Genomic DNA, 15942 nt, shown 5'->3' on the forward strand with positions numbered 1-15942 from the left:
CGTATTACTCCTGATCAGGACCCTTTTGAGTTGCCGCAAGGTCACTCGGGTTTTCCGCGCTGGCAAGCACATCCTCCACAACTTTGTTGGGATGTTCATCAAGGAACTTCTCCTTAAAGTGCTGTATGTGCATGCGCAGACGCGCGGCGGCATCATCTGAAATTTTGCCGTCCATGATGCTGTTGCGCAGCTGCGGGTGACGTTCGGCCATGTAAATGGCAAGCTCATCACGAAACGCACCGACGTGATCAAGGTCAACATCGTCAAGGAAATTTTCCTTCGACGCGAAGATAACAATAACCTGATCGCGCACGTCCAGCGCCGCGTATCTCTGCTGCTTGAGAAGCTCCATGGTATGGGCACCGTGATTGAGCTGGTACTGCGTCGTCGCGTCCAAATCAGAGCCAAACTGCGAGAAGGCCTGCTTTTCACGATAGCTTGCGAGGTCCAAACGAAGCGTACCCGCCACCTGCTTCATCGCTTTGATCTGCGCGTCACCGCCGACGCGTGACACCGAAATACCTACATCAACTGCAGGGCGTTGACCTTGGAAGAAGAGGTTGGACTGCAGATAAATCTGACCGTCCGTAATGGAGATGACGTTCGTTGGAATATACGCCGAGACATCGCCTTCCTGCGTCTCAATGATAGGGAGCGCCGTAAGAGAGCCGGCGCCGTTGGCATCGGAAAGCTTGCAAGCACGCTCCAAAAGACGAGAGTGCAGGTAGAAAATATCACCGGGGTACGCCTCGCGTCCTGGCGGACGGTGCAGCGTCAACGACATCTGACGGTACGCCACTGCCTGCTTGGAAAGATCATCGTATACCACAAGAACGTGCCCGCCGGGATGCTCAGCGTCTGCGGGCTCGCCGTTTTTATCGTTATACATAAAGTACTCGCCGATAGCCGCGCCGGCCATCGGAGCAATGTACTGCATAGGTGCGGAATCCGCAGCCGTGGCGGCAACGATAACGGTCTTGTTCAAGACGCCGTGCCGCGCCAGAGACTCCTTGATTGACGCAACGGTTGAAGCCTTCTGGCCAATAGCGACATAGATACAGACCATGTCGGTCTTGGCCTGGTTAACGATGGCGTCAATGGCAATAGCGGTCTTGCCGGTCTTACGGTCACCGATGATAAGCTCACGCTGGCCGCGTCCGATAGGCACCATTGCGTCAATAGCGAGAAGACCGGTCTGCACCGGCTGGTTAACAGGCTGACGCTCCATAATGCCGGGCGCTTTGAACTCAACGGGACGGCGATGTGTCGCGTGAATCGGACCAAGACCATCAATAGGCTGACCTAAGGGGTTAACCACGCGTCCCAACATATCGTGGGAAACGGGAATGTCCATAACATGACCAGTTGTACGACACTCGTCTCCTTCTCTGATGTCGGAGACATCGCCGAACAGGACGGCACCGACTTCGGTCTCATCCAAGTTCTGGGCAAGGCCGTATACGGCGTGACCTGTGGAAGAGCTGGTAAACTGCAGCAGTTCGCCGGCCATCGCGGTTCGGAGACCAGCAACGCGAGCAATACCGTCAGCAACCTCAGTTACCACGGAAACCTCTTGCTGATCAACCATAGAATTGACCTGGGAAAGACGTTCACGCAGCAACTCAATGATGACGTCAGAGCTCAACGTCCCTTCCTCAATTGTGGCCTTTTCTTCAGTCATTACATTTCGCTTTCAACGTTATTCAATGAGAGCTTGTTCTTGATATTGGTAAGCTGGGCGCGCACGGACGCGTCATAGCGCCGGCCGCGCGTCTCAACAATAATGCCGCCGAGAATAGAGGGATCAACGCGCTCAACAAGATAAATTGCGGCGTTAAACTGCATGCCAAGCGTCTGTTTAATCTTGGAACGCAGTGTATCATCAAGGGGTACTGATGTTGTTACTACAACGGTGATGGTTGCGTCTTCAGTATCGAGAAGCTCCTCAAACTGGTCCGCAACATCCTTGATGAGGCTGAAGTCCTCGCTTGCCTGCATTGCACCGAGGGTCTCAAGGACTTCCGGTGAAAACTTGCGGGCATGCTGCCACTGTATAAGATCGGCGTTCAGACGGCCTTCGGCGCGAGCGGCCTCAATGAGAGCCCTCGTGTAACCCTCTACCTTCTTTTCCTGTTCACGCTTATTTGCGCTCATCAGGTTTACCTACTTCCGCAAGATACTTCTCGGCAAGACGACGCTGCTGAGCTTCATCAAGCTCATTGCCAATGATCTTGCCGGCAATTTCAACGGATAGGTCCACTACGGAACCAGAAAGCTCCGTAAGGCAACGGCGGCGCTCAGAATCAACGGCGCTATGGCCTTTGGTGATGATATCGGACGCTTCCTTCTTCGCCTGCTCGATGATGCGAGCACGTTCTTCTTCGCCCTCACGTTTAGCGGCAGCAACAATCTCATCTGCCTTACGACGAGCTTCATCGATGCTTGCGGCGGCAATCTTTTGATCTTTCTCTGCCTTAACGTGAGCATTTTCTGCCGTGTTCAGATCATTTTGAATCTTTTCCTGGCGGCTCTCCATCATCTTGAGAATAGAAGGCCAGGCAAACTTGCCCAAAACAAACCAAATGATCAAAAACGCAATGAGCGCAGGAATGAACTCAGCGGGCTTAGGAAGAAGAAGGTCTGCCCCACTCGGCGACTCAGCAAGCGCGACGGAGGGAGCAAGCAGCTCATACGCCACGGTTGCCACTCCGGCAACTGCCGCGGTCTTCGCTCCCTTTCGTATCGTGTTCATGCGTTCCTCCAACTTAATGATTCAGATGCGGTCGGCCTACTGTGCAATCAGCGTTACAACGAAACCAATCAGTGCCAACGCCTCGATGAATGCCGATCCAAGAATAAAAACCGTAAAGAGACGACCTTGCATCTCAGGTTGACGAGCCATTCCTGAAGTTGCACCGTAAGCAGCAAGTCCAATACCTACGCCGGCGCCCAAAACACCAAGACCGTAACCAATAACGCCCACAATTCCTCCTTTTATTCGTCCTGATTCCAAGACGATCAACACACTACCTATTTCAAGCGACTGTCATCGCCCAAAACACTTTGTACCCCTGTTCTTCTTACTCACTCTCTACAAGCTGAATGTAGACAGATGAGAGCAAGGTAAACACATATGCTTGAATGACGCCGACCAAAAGCTCGACAGCGTAAATCACAATGAGGATAAGCAACCAAAAAGCAGATGCTCCGGCTTGGGCAAATGCAGTCGCCGAAAATCCTTGCAGAATAGGACCCATAAAGAGGGAGACCAGAATCGCAAAGACGCCCATAACAACATGGCCTGCGAGCATGTTACAGAAAAGTCGGACTGCAAGAGTGATGAGGCGCAGGAAGGTCGAGAAGAGCTCAATGACCCAGACCATTGCTCCCATGAAGGGATTGACGCCTTCCGGCGCAAGGCTCTTGATATATCCGAGAGGCCCCATACGCCTGACGCCAACCACGATAAAATAGACAAAGGAGCACAGAGCCAGCGCAGCCGTTACGCCAATGGTACCGGTGCCGGGATGGCAGCCGGGAATAATGCCGACAATGTTGTTCGCCAGGATGAAGAGAAACAACGACGCCAAGAAAGAAAAATGCTTCTTCCATGTATCTCCGAGAAGCCCTTTGACCATATCATCGCGGATAAACTCAACGAGATACTCAATGGAGTTCACAAAGATGCCTTGCGGAACAAGGGATCTTTTCTGCTTCTGGACAAAGATGAACATGACGACCATAAGCAGCACAAGCGCTACGCACATCCAAAAGATGTAGTTGGTAAAACCAACAGTCGTACTGCCAACAAGAGGATGAGTCATAAAGCTGTCAAGCAGCTCGTCCATCTTTTCAGGCAGCTGAGATAGCGGATTCACTTATCTCTCTTCCTTTCCCAACACAGCGGCACCTACCGGGTTCTTATCGCTGCACTCGCACGTAGAATGCAAAGACTTGCGATTATATGATGTATATCGTATACCACGCAAATCATTTCGCATACTCTGTATGCACAAGTGGCGATAGTAACACTTTACAAGCTCTCTCTTTTCGTAAAAAACAATATTTTTGAACTTTATTCAAAAATACATACTGTTTTCACGTTTATGATTGAAGGCTCCCCTCATACCTCTCTTCATTTTCATCAGGCGACCACCGAGCTTTGGAGATAGCTCATATTGTCGTACACCATCATACTTCCATTGATATCCTGTCGTTCCTGTATTATAAGATGTTTGAGATACAGTGAAAGTGTACGTGCTGAGTAAATTGAGAACTCTCCAAACAGGTATACATCCAAAGCAACTAAGGGAACTGACGCGGCATCCAGATTCTTTTGGCGAAGACTTCTTGCCTTCTCCTGCAGTAATCGGTAATGTCCGCACAAGTTTGCTTCCCACCCTAACAGTATGTCCACAGCTTCTTCTATGAGACGTTTATTCAGCAAATCCAATGGAGGTATTTCCGATGTTTCCCGTAAAGCTATTTCTCTCATTCGTGCATATTTCTCACTCATAAGATTGTTGCCATGCTTTTGTGCTTGCTCAAGATCGAGCTTATAACTTTCAAGCACTTCAATCGGCCATGATATATATAAAGCCCGTTGAAAAAGGAGTGCTTGTCTGTAGTCAGTTTGATATAACAGCTCGCTTTTGATAATGCCCGCCTTTAAAAGCATATTTCGCTCAATTTCCTCAATGGCGTCAATTAATAGGTCTTTTATAGCTCTTTTCACAATGATCACCTATTCTGCCAGTAATCGGCATGAAGGAAGCTCACGAAACACATTGCCTATAACGCTTCGCCATCAATGCACATAGCTTTCACTAATGAGCTCATATATCTTGCGTGCGCGACAGGCCTGTAAAGAATCGGCACCCATATGAACGGTATAGAGAACTAGTGCCTCCTTGGCATCGTGATAAGCGCGACCAAAATCTCCTCGACGCAAATACTCGCAGAGAGCGCGGTTAAAGAGATTATTCGCGCGATACTCCGCATGCGCCGACATACCAATAATCGCCCGGACACGATCGTGCAGTTCAATAGCCTCGCCGTAGCGGCCCTGATTTTGGCGAAGCAAGGCAAGTTCATTGAGAACCGTCGCGTATAAGGGGTGTTTTGTCCCAACTGTTGCATCGTAAATCTGAATCGCCATAATAAATGCATACTCTGCCTGACCGAAATCACCCATCAGGCGGTATGTTCCTCCAAGACTACAGAGTGTAGCCGCCAGTCCGGGATCAATATGCTTTGTAAGCATAGTCTTTACCGATGAACATGCCGTGCACCCAGCGCTCATACAGCCATCGTCGTCTTGAAAAATCGGTATTGCATCCATCTGAATCTCAACGGCACGAAGAAGATCGCTGGCCGACTCATCTAAAAGTCCGGCATCTCTCTCAATGCTTCCTAGCTCATTAAGAACACTGATAAATTCTGAGCTCTTTTCACCATACTCTCTACCAATCTCACAAAGCTTCCTCCTCATAAGAGAAATTGCGGCATCATTATCTTTACTATCTGCATGGAATTTGAGAGCCTCGTCAATCTCATCCAATACATCCTTGCCGTTCATAGTCTTTTCTCTCCAATCTCTCGCATAGCAAGAAGAGCGGTAATGCTATAGAGATGCTCCAAGCTGATCTGCCTCAGACGCACTTGGAAAACCAAGCTCGCGCGCAACGCCATGATAGGTTTGGATATTTGGGTTAAAACCCTCATCCCAACACTGCATAACAAACTCAAAATATGCACGGATAGTTTCGGTGGAATATGTCATGAGTTCTGCTCGAAGACGTACTTCATATGACGGGCTCATTTGCGTATCCTCTTCAACAATAAGAGGCCCTATACATTTTGTAAAAAGCGGGAATTGCATCCTCGCGCGCGTTTCCCAAATTAAGGAGATTTTTGTAATGAAATCAACATACTTCTTAAACTCCAACGACCTCATAGGAAAACGATACCGGTGGCTCACCTCTTTTGAACACCCATACACATATACAAAACGTTCAATAAAGAGTGACGTATGATACATCCTCGCTTTTTCAAGATCTGTGCAATATGACTCAAGAACTTCAAGGCTCCAAGTCATAAGCTGAGGTCCTCGCATCCGTGTAAAAAATGAATTCAGGGTACACCCAATATAGGGAGGCGACCATTCTTTGACAGCATAGGAAAAATCCTCATATTCGTAGTGCCTAATGGTTTCAACAAGGTCAAGCGAAGCCATGTGCAACGCTCCTCACACAACGGGCGTAGGGGAAGTTTCTTCCCCTACGCACGGGTAAAAACCTAGAGTGCGGAAGAGATTGTCTGCCGCTCCCGACAATGAGCCCCCGCCTCTTGGGCACGAGTTGGAGCTTTGACTTCCTTCGGAAGAAGCAGAGCCATAAGTGCAGAAAGGACAAACCCGCAGAGAGCAAAAATGACAGATGCAGTATAGTTGCCCGTTACATCGGCTAAAAATCCACCCATAAAGGAACCGGTCGCCGGCCCAACAAACATAACGATGAGCGTAGCAAATCCCCAAACTTTACCAAAGTACTTATTACCAAAAACCGATCCGGCATATCCAGCGCATCCACCTGGCTCAACCGCCCAATAGCAGGCAAACAATACGCAACAAAGTGCGCCGAGCCACAACTGATCAGCCTTCATCATAAGGAGAAGAACGCACCCGATAGCGCCAACGATAGGACCGGCAATAAGTACGATGCGGCGTGCTTCCGGTTCATTTCCTCTTGACTTTACAAGACGATCTGCAACCTTACCCAAAAGCGGCATCGTAAAGATTCCGCAGACACCGATGATAATATACATGTTGGAGGCAGTGCCAAGATCCATATTCAGATTGACCGTCCAGTATTTAACAATTTGAGACCAGATGAGAAATTCACCAAGCATTGCAAAGAGAAACGCAAAAATATCACACCACATAGCGCGCGTATGAAATGCTTCTGCAACCGTGAAGTCATGGGTTTTCTCGTTTTTCTTTTGCGGAAGTTTTCCAAACGGTTCAAGGCCAAGATCACTGGGGTTTCGTTGAGCGACGAGAGCCGATACCGAAAGAAGCGCAAGAAAGACGAAGCCCATAATCAACATGACAGTACGCCATGCGGATGCATTCTGAGCTAAGAACGGCTTCATAAAAAGCGTAAGCAATACCTGAGCGATAGGAGCTCCAGCAAAAGCGATGCCCCACGCCGTGGAGTAACGGTCACCTACAAACCACTTGCGACATGAGGTAGTCGAAGATACCCACAGCATACCGGTGCCGATACCTGCAAAAACACCGTAGCTAAAGAAGTAGAAATAAATATTATCAATAAACGAAGTAGCCACCATACCAAGACAGCAAAATACAGCACCTGCAAAATACACCGGCCTGCAGCCACTCTTATCAACAATCTTACCCGCAAAGAAAGCCGTTACCGCATACACCATCATCATAAGAGAATAGCCCAGAGATAGTTGTGATCCGGTCCATCTGAGATCTTTGCCCATAGGAACCTGAAGGATAGAAAATGTTGAACGGAAACCAAAAAGACAGAAACACGCAAGGAAGGCTGCTAGTACTACCTTACGCGAGGTTGACTTAGCATCTTTCATAAGATGTCCCCAATCATTGCAATGTATAAAAACGCCCCAGAAACCCGCGAGAGTTCCCGGGGCGCCGTCCTTGGAGGGAAAATCAGCGTGTGCTACGCTTCAACGAGGTCCTTTGCCATCTCGAACGCCTCGCAGTTACGAGCACCGTTCTCTGCAAACGCCCAATACTCGGTTGTAAATCCGCTACATATTCCCATGTTCCTCTCAGTTTCTTTATAGTGCGCACAGAACTTGCACTTATGAGCGGGAACAAAGTCAACAGCAGCAATTTCTTCATCGCCCATTACTACAACATCACCGTGAGCGTGATCGATACCCTTTACGACATCAATGGGAATATAGAAATCGCAATCGCGATACTTACACATAAGGGTCTCCTTTCAATTACCTGAAGTTAAATGGATTCATACTCGGTACGAGCAATTACCTCATCCTGAATTGGCTTGCCAATCTCAACCCAATATTGTGTGAATCCTGCAACACGAATGAGCAGCGTACGGTAATTCTCGGGGTTCGCCTGTGCCTTTTTAAGTATGCGAGAGTCAATAATGTTGTACTGGATATGGAAGCCTCCCTTACGCATGTATGCGCGAGTAAGATCCATCAGTTTCCTTGAGCCCTCAATGCCTTTCGCGGCGCTCGGATGAAGCTTGAGATTCATCTGGCTGTTCTGGGACATAGAGTGATCCCAGCCGGTCGCTGATTCAAAAAGTGCATACTGTCCATGAGTATCCGTACCTGGATAAGCGGACATCGAAGCGTCGGCAAAAGTGGTGCCTTGGAGACGACCGTCGGCGGTAGCGGCAGTAACTGCGCCCTCGGGACCGTGAGTTGATACGGACATCTGACAGACGTAATACGGCTCACCATAGAGATTCTCAATAGTTGCCGGCAAATCGTTGCAGAACCACTGCTCCCAGTCATAGAGCATCTGATCAACATATGGGTCATCATTGCCATACTTCGGAGCGCGCAGACAATCCGCATGAATCTCATCGTAACGACCGTCGTCATCCGTGCGCTTTTCCTGATCTTTCAAAGATTCGGAACCAACTTCCTTAGAGGTTTTATAGCCGAAGTTGTTGTCAAGCGCATCCTTAAGCTGTTCAAGCGTGTACTTCTTATCTTCGTACACGAGCTTTTTAATGGCTGCCATAGAATTAATCTGATTGCACGTTCCGCAGCACTCGATATTAAACGTCGAATTGTAGCGGTAGCCCTTGTGCGCAATACCGAGACCCTTCTCGAGACAATTCGGTTTAAGCAGTGAATTGACCATGGACGGGGTGAACTTACGCCAGACATCATGCTGGATGTTCATGCACTTATTCAGAACTTCACAAGCCTTCTGGTAATACACTTTGTACTGCTCATCCAGCTCTTCGAACGTCTCGAAGGACTTATCGTGTGGTGGGAAGACCTGAAGTCCCGTGCGCTTATCAAAACCGTTATTGAGCGCAAGTTCAAGAATCTTTGGATTGTTTAGGAAGTGAATACCAACTGAAGTCGGCTGTGCAGATCCGCCAGGAATCCAGTAAAGTTTGCCGTTCAGGTGAAGCGGCATCCAAGTTCCGGGAGAAGTCTCAAGGCAGCCGCCAACTGACCATGCGCGCGCCTCTTGAACCGTCATGCCTTCGTGAGCATACTGGTTCAGTAAGAATTCCATTGCTACGCGGTTGTTCATAATTGCAGGATAGCCAGCGCCTGTCTTTACACATTCCATGCACTTCATGACGAACTCTTCGGGGTTCGCCTCGTCATACAACAGTGAAAGAGTCGGCTGGGTGGTCTGGCAGTTAATACCCGCGTCGAGCATAATCATCTCAAGACGGTTTGCTGCGGACTTGCCGTCGCGATCAACACCACCGATACAGACATTGTTGAATGTATTGCCCGAAAGGACACCTCCGACAACACCGGTACAGGCAAAAGCATCGATGCAGGTCATCTTAACGCGATACAGCTCTTGCCATTCTTCGACCTCTTCCTCAGTAAGAGTGCCGTTTTCAATATCCTGTTCAAAATAGGGGTAGAGAACTTGTCCTATACGACCAGGAGAAAGACCGGACATTGCATCTTCATTGAGTTCTGCCAAATGCAAAAGATAAATGGTCTGGAAAGCGTCTTTAAATGTCTTTGGCTTCTCATGTGCCAACCGATGCAGGCGCTCGGAAATTTCCTTCAGCTCAGCAATTTCGGTTTCGTCAGTGGTAATAGAAATAAGGCGATCGGCTTCTTTTCCGTAATTGTCAAACCACTTGGAAAGACCTTGAACCAACAAGCCCATAGCAGTGTAATAATACAGCCTGTCCATACCGGCAATACCATCGCCGCCTGGCTCACCAGCTACCTCACCGGCACGTTTCTTGCAAATATCAATGAGCTCATCGAATCCATGCTCAAGTACAAAGTAGTAATTCATAACTTCGCGGCCCTGAGGAATGGTGAAACCGGAGTCAAAGTTACTGACAACGGACTTCATGATGTTCTCTTTGATCTTGTATTCAGGAACCATCTGCTCATACTTACGAGCGACATCTTCAACTGACTTGCCGGCCCAAGAATACGCAAGACGATGCATCGCAGGAACGTTTTCAAGGCGTACGCCATACTTACCACCAACAGAAACAACGTTTCCGAAGCTCTGTGTAACGTTGCCGCCACCCGCGCCAAAGTGAGAAACCTCTGCGCTGGATTCGGCTCCCGTGTCAAGGGCTGCCTTGTACAAATCAGAATCTTTGTCCATAAAGAAACTTTCCGTCAGCCAAGGCAGAGGTGCAGAGCCGCGATAAAACCCCGCTTTTGCACCCACGAGCTGCTCATGCGGCCAAATCGGCGTATCAAGGTGTTCAAATACGCTCTTCAAAGCATAACCACGCCGCATGATAGGAACTTCTCCCTCGTGCTCGGCTGCTGCACGGGAGTACCAGTAGGACTCCTGAATGTCCAGCGAGGAGAGCGTGTCGAAGTAAATATCACGGAGGTAGTTAGCTCGCGGGGTTGGCTCCCTCTTGATCTCTCGATCAGTGATTTCAGCCGGTGCCTCTCCGTTTGCATGACTTTCAAGAGAAAGCCCGCGCTCAGCGAGAACTTCACTCAGCTTCATCGGTTGAAGTGTTGCCATCTCCAAGCCTCCCTTAAAACATCAGCGGCAGACCCTCTTAGCCTGCCCATTGCGATAATTTTTAATGAGAATGCTTCGCCAAACATGGGTCGAAATATCTAATAAAAAGTTGTATCTTTTTCTGAGAGAGATACGACTTTAAGACTACTGGTCCTAAAAGTCGTATATCGCCGTTTTGAAATAGGCGAATAGATAGGACTTCCGCTGTACGTATCCATAAAATCTTTTCCTGATAATGCTTTTTAAATCTTTTAGAAAGCATTATCAGGGGAGGATATATGAGAAGGAGTTTGTCTGCTCCCATAGCTCACGAGCAAAAAGACCTTAAAGGACGCATTTTTGATATTCAGTCGTTCAGTGTCCATGACGGACCGGGCTGCCGAACTCTCATCTTTATGTCAGGCTGTCCTTTGCGCTGCTCTTGGTGCTGCAATCCGGAAAGTTTCTATAATCGCCAGGGTAAGCTCTACATGGGTTCAAAATGTATCAATACGGCAAGCAAGCCCTGCACTCGATGCACAAATGCATGTCCCTACGGAGCGGTACATGACAATTCACAGGACCCTGAGCACCCCATGAAATTTGATTGGGAACTTTGTCATACTTGTACGACGCTCGAGTGCATCGACGCGTGTTTTGATGACGCGCTCGTAAGAATCTCAAAGGAATATACTGTCGAAGAAATAATGTACATCCTTGAGCGAGATCGTCACTATTGGTCAGGTAACGGCGGTGTAACCTTCTCTGGTGGCGACCCAATGTTCCAGCCGGAATTCCTTGAAGCGGTTCTCGCAAGGTGTGATGAACTATACATTCATAAAGCAATTGAAACGGAGGCTCTTGCTGATACTCCTACGTATCTGCGCATCATGCGCTATATGGACTTTGCATTCAATGACCTAAAATGCATGGATTCTGAGCTTCACCGAGCCTATACAGGAGTTGGAAATGAGCGCATCCTCAATAATATCCGCGCTTTCGCAAACTCCGGAAATCACACACGGCTTATCCTTCGCGCTCCCGTTATTCCAGGGCTCAATGACTCCAAAGAAAACTTCTCCAAAGTCGCTGATTTTATGAACGAGATAGGCCTTGACGAATTCAATCTCTTGCCCTTCCATCGTCTTGGTGTATCAAAATGGGAAGAGCTCAGTATGGATTATGCATTCAAGAACGAGCAGCCAACTCCTCCTCATACACTAGCCAAACTCCAGAAAGTTCTTCTCGATAGAAATATCAAATGCTACCTGGGAAGCGATACGCCATTCTAGTGTCATCATACGCCTTGGTTAAAAACGCGATTCATAAAGGAATCCGCGGTAATAACGCGATTGAGTACATCCACCTCATCGGCGTTTATTGTTTCGATCTCATATAGGGCAGAAATAGCTTCCATCGGTGTTTGACCAGAAAGCAGATATGAGCAAAGCAGCAACATAAGCGCCGTAATGCCATCAGTGGTGTGGGTACTTTTAGCATCCAGATGAAAATTTCCATGCCCATATTCAAAAAGCTTTTTGAATTCAATCCAAATGCTTGTTCCGGCCCACATTTCATTAAGGTGTTCAAGCACTTCTGCAATGGAGCCATACGTTGCGAGCAGGTCAAGGGTATAGTTAATCATTTCATGCACAATGGCTCGCTGTTCCTCCGCAATCCCGCTCTCCTTAGAAAGGATACCGGCCCAACGGAGAATATCGGACTTTCGCAAACTTCCCGTATCGGTAGTAATGAAATCATCTATCTCTCTTGACGCGCAGTACTCTCTATCGACGATTCTTAAAAAATCTTCAGCGGGAACACTTCTTTTATACCGGCGACGTCCGCTAACCAGCAGTGAAAGAACATAGTGTAGGCGGTCAAACTTCACAGGTTCAAAGGTAAAGATATTGGCTCCAGCTCTAAAGGCGGCTAAACGCAACTCTGCGGAATCTCTCAAGGCATGAACCACAATAGGATACGCGAGAAAATCATACTTGAGACGAACCAGACGGCAGGCCTCAAAACCATTCATATCCTGAAGCTCAAGTGAGAAAACAAGCACATCAACAGTATTTTTTTCTATAATTCTCAGTGCCTCTTCTCCGCGATAGCAAAGAACAACATCATAGCCATAATGTGAGAGCTCTTGCTTAAAGTTGTTTCTCGCATCGGGATCAACACATACAAATAAAATACGCGGAGTACGCACTTACATCACCTCCAGTTCCGAATGACCGTCAGTATCCATAGCAGAAGAATAGTCACAGATAAGCTGTACTCGATTGCGAACACCAAGTTTTGAAAAAATATTACTTAAATGCGTTTTGATGGTTTTCTCGCTTACATACAGCTTTTTTGCAATTTGAGCATTTGACATGCCGCAACACACCAGTGAGGCAACCTCATTCTCACGACGTGTCAATTGACTTGAAATAGTCTGATCAGATGCAGGCTCTGTCATAGAGAGTTTGGTCGCATTATCAAGGTGAATGTCGAGCAAACGACAGATGATTATGAGCATGGAAAGAGCGCTCGTAAATGCTGCATGAGTAAGAATAGGAAGATCGAATTTGGCATGAAGCTGCTTGGCGTGAGGCGAATCTGCATACGTAAATCCAGGACAATGCCAAAATCCCATGAGTTCTCCATTAAAATACACAGGAGCCACAAAACTTGAAATACCGAAATCACAGCATTTCACTAATGGCTCAAAACTGTGAGTCTTGTCATAGTGAGCCGCAACATCATCCATATTAATTCGGTTAACGCCGCTGCAATCATGATCAATACTTGTCTTGACGAAATCACAAAAGAATAGTTTTTTTGAAGGAATAAGCAAGGGATTGCCTTTGCGGTCAATAAGGTGGATAGGAATGTGCGTATCCCTTGCAAAACAATCCTGATAATCTTGGAGAGATCCTCTGCCAACCATCCGGACCCACTCCGACGGCTGTAAGCCACGTGATACATTAGAAATCATTACACCCACTCCCCAAAACATAACCTTGTTTCACTCGCACTTCGGCCGCATACACGCATCAAAAGTTTTGCAACTACTTGTATATTTTCATATAGATTTCTAATTGTTAGTCACATAAAACAATAACTAATCGGCGACTTGCTTGCCAGTTCTTATACTGACCTGCAAATCGCCGATATACATGCGGATATATGGAGAGGTATTCTATGCCTTATGGTATTTTTTCCGTTTACCGGTTAGTAAGGAGGCTTAGTACTTCTCGCTGCGCGCTCTATAAACCGCTACTTAGTACCATAGATTCTGTCGCCAGCGTCACCAAGACCCGGGAGAATATAGGCGCTCTCGTCCAGCTGACGATCCACGGTGCACGTATACAGACGGACGTTGGGATCAAAATCAAGCACGGCTTTTACGCCTTCGGGGCACGACACAATCGTGAGACAGCGAATGTCCTTTACGCCCGCTTCGCGTAGAAATTGAATCGCGGCCGTCAGAGAACCGCCCGTAGCCAACATGGGGTCAACCACGAGACAGGTACGGTTTTCCACATCAGGTGGAAACTTGCAGTAGTACTGATGGGGCTCATGCGTCTCCGGATCGCGATACATGCCCACATGACCTACGCGCGCAGAAGGAACCAGCTCAAGCACGCCGTCAACCATACCCAGCCCCGCGCGGAGAATGGGGATGATCGCGACCTTTTTGCCGGCGATACGCTTTGCTGTCATAGTTTCAAGCGGAGTCTCAACTTCAACGTCTTCAAGCGGAAAATCACGCATCGCCTCGTAAGACTCTAAGATAGCCAGCTCGTTGACGAGCTCACGGAACTGCTTGGTTGTAGTCGTCTTATCGCGGAGAATGTGGAGCTTATGCTGCACCAGTGGATGGTCCATCACAAATAAACGGGTTTCATCGTACTTTGCCATTAGATTTCCTCTCAACGTTCGGCTCTCAACGCTTACTCTTCAACGTCTGGCTCTCAACGTCCAATCCTCAAAAACACGCTGCCGCGTACGGTATGTACGCAGCCTACTTAACACCCTCAAAGGCAGGATTATCTTCGCGCATAATCTTCACGACGCGGCCCGCGTGACGTCCGCCGCCAAACTCCTGCGTCAGAAAGATTTTGACAATCTCCTTGTTAATCTCCACATCAACAAAGCGACCGGAAAGCCCAATAACGTTAGCGTTGTTGTGCTCGCGTGCCAGTTGAGCAAATTGGGGCGTCTGTATCGGCGTTGCGCGGATACCGGGAACTTTGTCAGCTGTCATTGCGATGCCAAGCCCCGTTCCACAGATAAGGACGCCGCGGTCAGCGCCGCCCGCTGCTACATAGCGAGCCACCTTGTCAGCATAATCGGGATAATCGACGCGATCGTCATTCTCGGGCCCAAAGTCAATAACTTCATGGCCGAGCGATTTAACGTACTCAGCAATCGGAGCTTTCTGAATAAATCCCGCGTGATCGGATGCGATAGCTACCCGCATGAATCCTCCTTACGTCGTTCTCTCTAAAAGAGTACCGCAATGCGCACGTCCAACACGTCCCAATACCAATTCTCTTGGCGCTTCTCACATTCCCTGGCGCTTCTTGCCTAAAAACCCGCTGTGGCGAGAAGTTCTTCCGGCAGAATCGCTCCCTCGCGCACAATGCGCGGAGTATCGCCTGTACAGTCGACGATGGTCGACGCAATCGCAAGGGGCGCCGGACCTCCGTCAATCGTCAGATCCGCTTGGTCTATAAGCGCTTGCTCCAAGCTTCCTCCGCTGACAGCTGAGGGATGGCCATGAATGTTTGCGCTGGTAGTTGCTAATGGAACGCCAAGTCGTTCGATGATTTCACACACAAGCTTCGATGCGGGCATGCGCAAAGCGATGGTGCGGTCGTCAGGCAAGACGTATTCGTCGGGAACCGCCTTTGCAGCCTTGACGACCAGGGTCAGAGCGCCCGGCCAATAGGCGTCGATAAGCGCACGGGTCCATGCGGGAACATGTTGAGCGTAGCGCTCAACATCCTCCTTGGATCCAACAAGCCATGGCAGCGTTTGCGTGCGCTGGCGGCGCTTAATCTCAAAAATACGCTCATGCCCGGGATTTCCCGCAATCGCTGCGGCGCCAATGCCATACACGGAATCGGTAGGCACGATGAGCACTCCGCCCGCTCTCGCAATCACAACCGCTTGATCAACTACGCAGGACGCAGGGCTATTTTGATCGACGGTTACAATCTTTCCCATGACCA

Annotated in this window: 17 protein-coding genes; 1 reads left to right on the plus strand and 16 read right to left on the minus strand. The window is 48.6% G+C overall.

The window, feature by feature from the left end:
- Positions 1 to 4: 4 nt before the first annotated feature.
- The 11 genes from atpA to hpdB form a co-directional block, all read right to left on the minus strand.
- The gene (gene atpA / locus QM016_RS04165) at positions 5 to 1681 is read right to left on the minus strand and encodes a F0F1 ATP synthase subunit alpha (protein ID WP_016477801.1); all 1677 of its coding nucleotides are present in this window, start codon (positions 1679 to 1681) and stop codon (positions 5 to 7) included.
- Positions 1681 to 2154, minus strand: coding sequence for an ATP synthase F1 subunit delta (gene atpH, locus QM016_RS04170; RefSeq protein WP_282710360.1), 474 nt, complete (start codon positions 2152 to 2154; stop codon positions 1681 to 1683). The genes atpA and atpH overlap by 1 nt, the downstream gene beginning before the upstream one ends.
- Positions 2141 to 2752, minus strand: a complete 612-nt coding sequence (atpF, locus tag QM016_RS04175) for a F0F1 ATP synthase subunit B (RefSeq protein WP_016477799.1) — start codon at positions 2750 to 2752, stop codon at positions 2141 to 2143. Before atpF ends, atpH begins: the two co-directional genes overlap by 14 nt.
- Before the next feature lie 36 nt (positions 2753 to 2788).
- Positions 2789 to 2983, minus strand: a complete 195-nt coding sequence (gene atpE, locus QM016_RS04180; protein WP_016477798.1) for an ATP synthase F0 subunit C — start codon at positions 2981 to 2983, stop codon at positions 2789 to 2791.
- A 97-nt stretch (positions 2984 to 3080) separates the two neighbouring features.
- On the minus strand, positions 3081 to 3878 hold the full coding sequence (gene atpB, locus QM016_RS04185; RefSeq protein ID WP_016477797.1) for a F0F1 ATP synthase subunit A: 798 nt from the start codon (positions 3876 to 3878) through the stop codon (positions 3081 to 3083).
- A 266-nt stretch (positions 3879 to 4144) separates the two neighbouring features.
- Complete coding sequence (locus QM016_RS04190) at positions 4145 to 4735, minus strand: DUF4125 family protein (RefSeq protein ID WP_282710364.1); 591 nt, start codon at positions 4733 to 4735, stop codon at positions 4145 to 4147.
- Positions 4736 to 4807: 72 nt separating this feature from the next.
- A complete protein-coding gene (locus QM016_RS04195) occupies positions 4808 to 5578 on the minus strand; it encodes a tetratricopeptide repeat protein (protein WP_282710366.1) in 771 nt (256 codons plus the stop codon).
- 45 nt (positions 5579 to 5623) lie between these two features.
- Positions 5624 to 6235: a DUF4125 family protein gene (locus QM016_RS04200; RefSeq protein WP_282710368.1), complete on the minus strand. Its 612-nt coding sequence runs from the start codon at positions 6233 to 6235 to the stop codon at positions 5624 to 5626.
- A gap of 62 nt (positions 6236 to 6297) precedes the next feature.
- Positions 6298 to 7614, minus strand: a complete 1317-nt coding sequence (locus QM016_RS04205) for an MFS transporter (protein WP_282710370.1) — start codon at positions 7612 to 7614, stop codon at positions 6298 to 6300.
- A 92-nt stretch (positions 7615 to 7706) separates the two neighbouring features.
- Complete coding sequence (hpdC, locus tag QM016_RS04210; protein ID WP_016477792.1) at positions 7707 to 7982, minus strand: 4-hydroxyphenylacetate decarboxylase small subunit; 276 nt, start codon at positions 7980 to 7982, stop codon at positions 7707 to 7709.
- 26 nt (positions 7983 to 8008) lie between these two features.
- Entirely contained in the window at positions 8009 to 10738 is a 2730-nt protein-coding gene (gene hpdB, locus QM016_RS04215; protein WP_282710372.1) for a 4-hydroxyphenylacetate decarboxylase large subunit, read from the minus strand.
- A 278-nt stretch (positions 10739 to 11016) separates the two neighbouring features.
- Between hpdB and hpdA the strand changes: the two genes are divergently transcribed.
- Positions 11017 to 12009: a 4-hydroxyphenylacetate decarboxylase activase gene (gene hpdA / locus QM016_RS04220; protein WP_016477790.1), complete on the plus strand. Its 993-nt coding sequence runs from the start codon at positions 11017 to 11019 to the stop codon at positions 12007 to 12009.
- 5 nt (positions 12010 to 12014) lie between these two features.
- On the opposite strand, the gene QM016_RS04225 is transcribed toward hpdA, so the two are convergent.
- From QM016_RS04225 to QM016_RS04245, 5 genes are all read right to left on the minus strand, one after another.
- Complete coding sequence (locus tag QM016_RS04225; protein WP_282710375.1) at positions 12015 to 12929, minus strand: response regulator; 915 nt, start codon at positions 12927 to 12929, stop codon at positions 12015 to 12017.
- Positions 12930 to 13700, minus strand: coding sequence for a LuxR family transcriptional regulator (locus QM016_RS04230; protein WP_282710377.1), 771 nt, complete (start codon positions 13698 to 13700; stop codon positions 12930 to 12932). It abuts the gene before it with no gap.
- A gap of 281 nt (positions 13701 to 13981) precedes the next feature.
- Entirely contained in the window at positions 13982 to 14626 is a 645-nt protein-coding gene (gene upp / locus QM016_RS04235) for a uracil phosphoribosyltransferase (protein ID WP_016477787.1), read from the minus strand.
- Between the two features lie 103 nt (positions 14627 to 14729).
- Positions 14730 to 15188 carry a ribose 5-phosphate isomerase B gene (rpiB, locus tag QM016_RS04240; protein WP_016477786.1) on the minus strand — a complete coding sequence of 153 codons (459 nt, stop codon included), beginning with the start codon at positions 15186 to 15188 and terminating at the stop codon, positions 14730 to 14732.
- Between the two features lie 107 nt (positions 15189 to 15295).
- The gene (locus QM016_RS04245) at positions 15296 to 15937 is read right to left on the minus strand and encodes an L-threonylcarbamoyladenylate synthase (RefSeq protein ID WP_282710381.1); all 642 of its coding nucleotides are present in this window, start codon (positions 15935 to 15937) and stop codon (positions 15296 to 15298) included.
- Between the last annotated feature and the right edge of the window lie 5 nt (positions 15938 to 15942).

Source organism: Lancefieldella sp. Marseille-Q7238 (genome assembly GCF_949152215.1).
GTDB lineage: Bacteria > Actinomycetota > Coriobacteriia > Coriobacteriales > Atopobiaceae > Lancefieldella.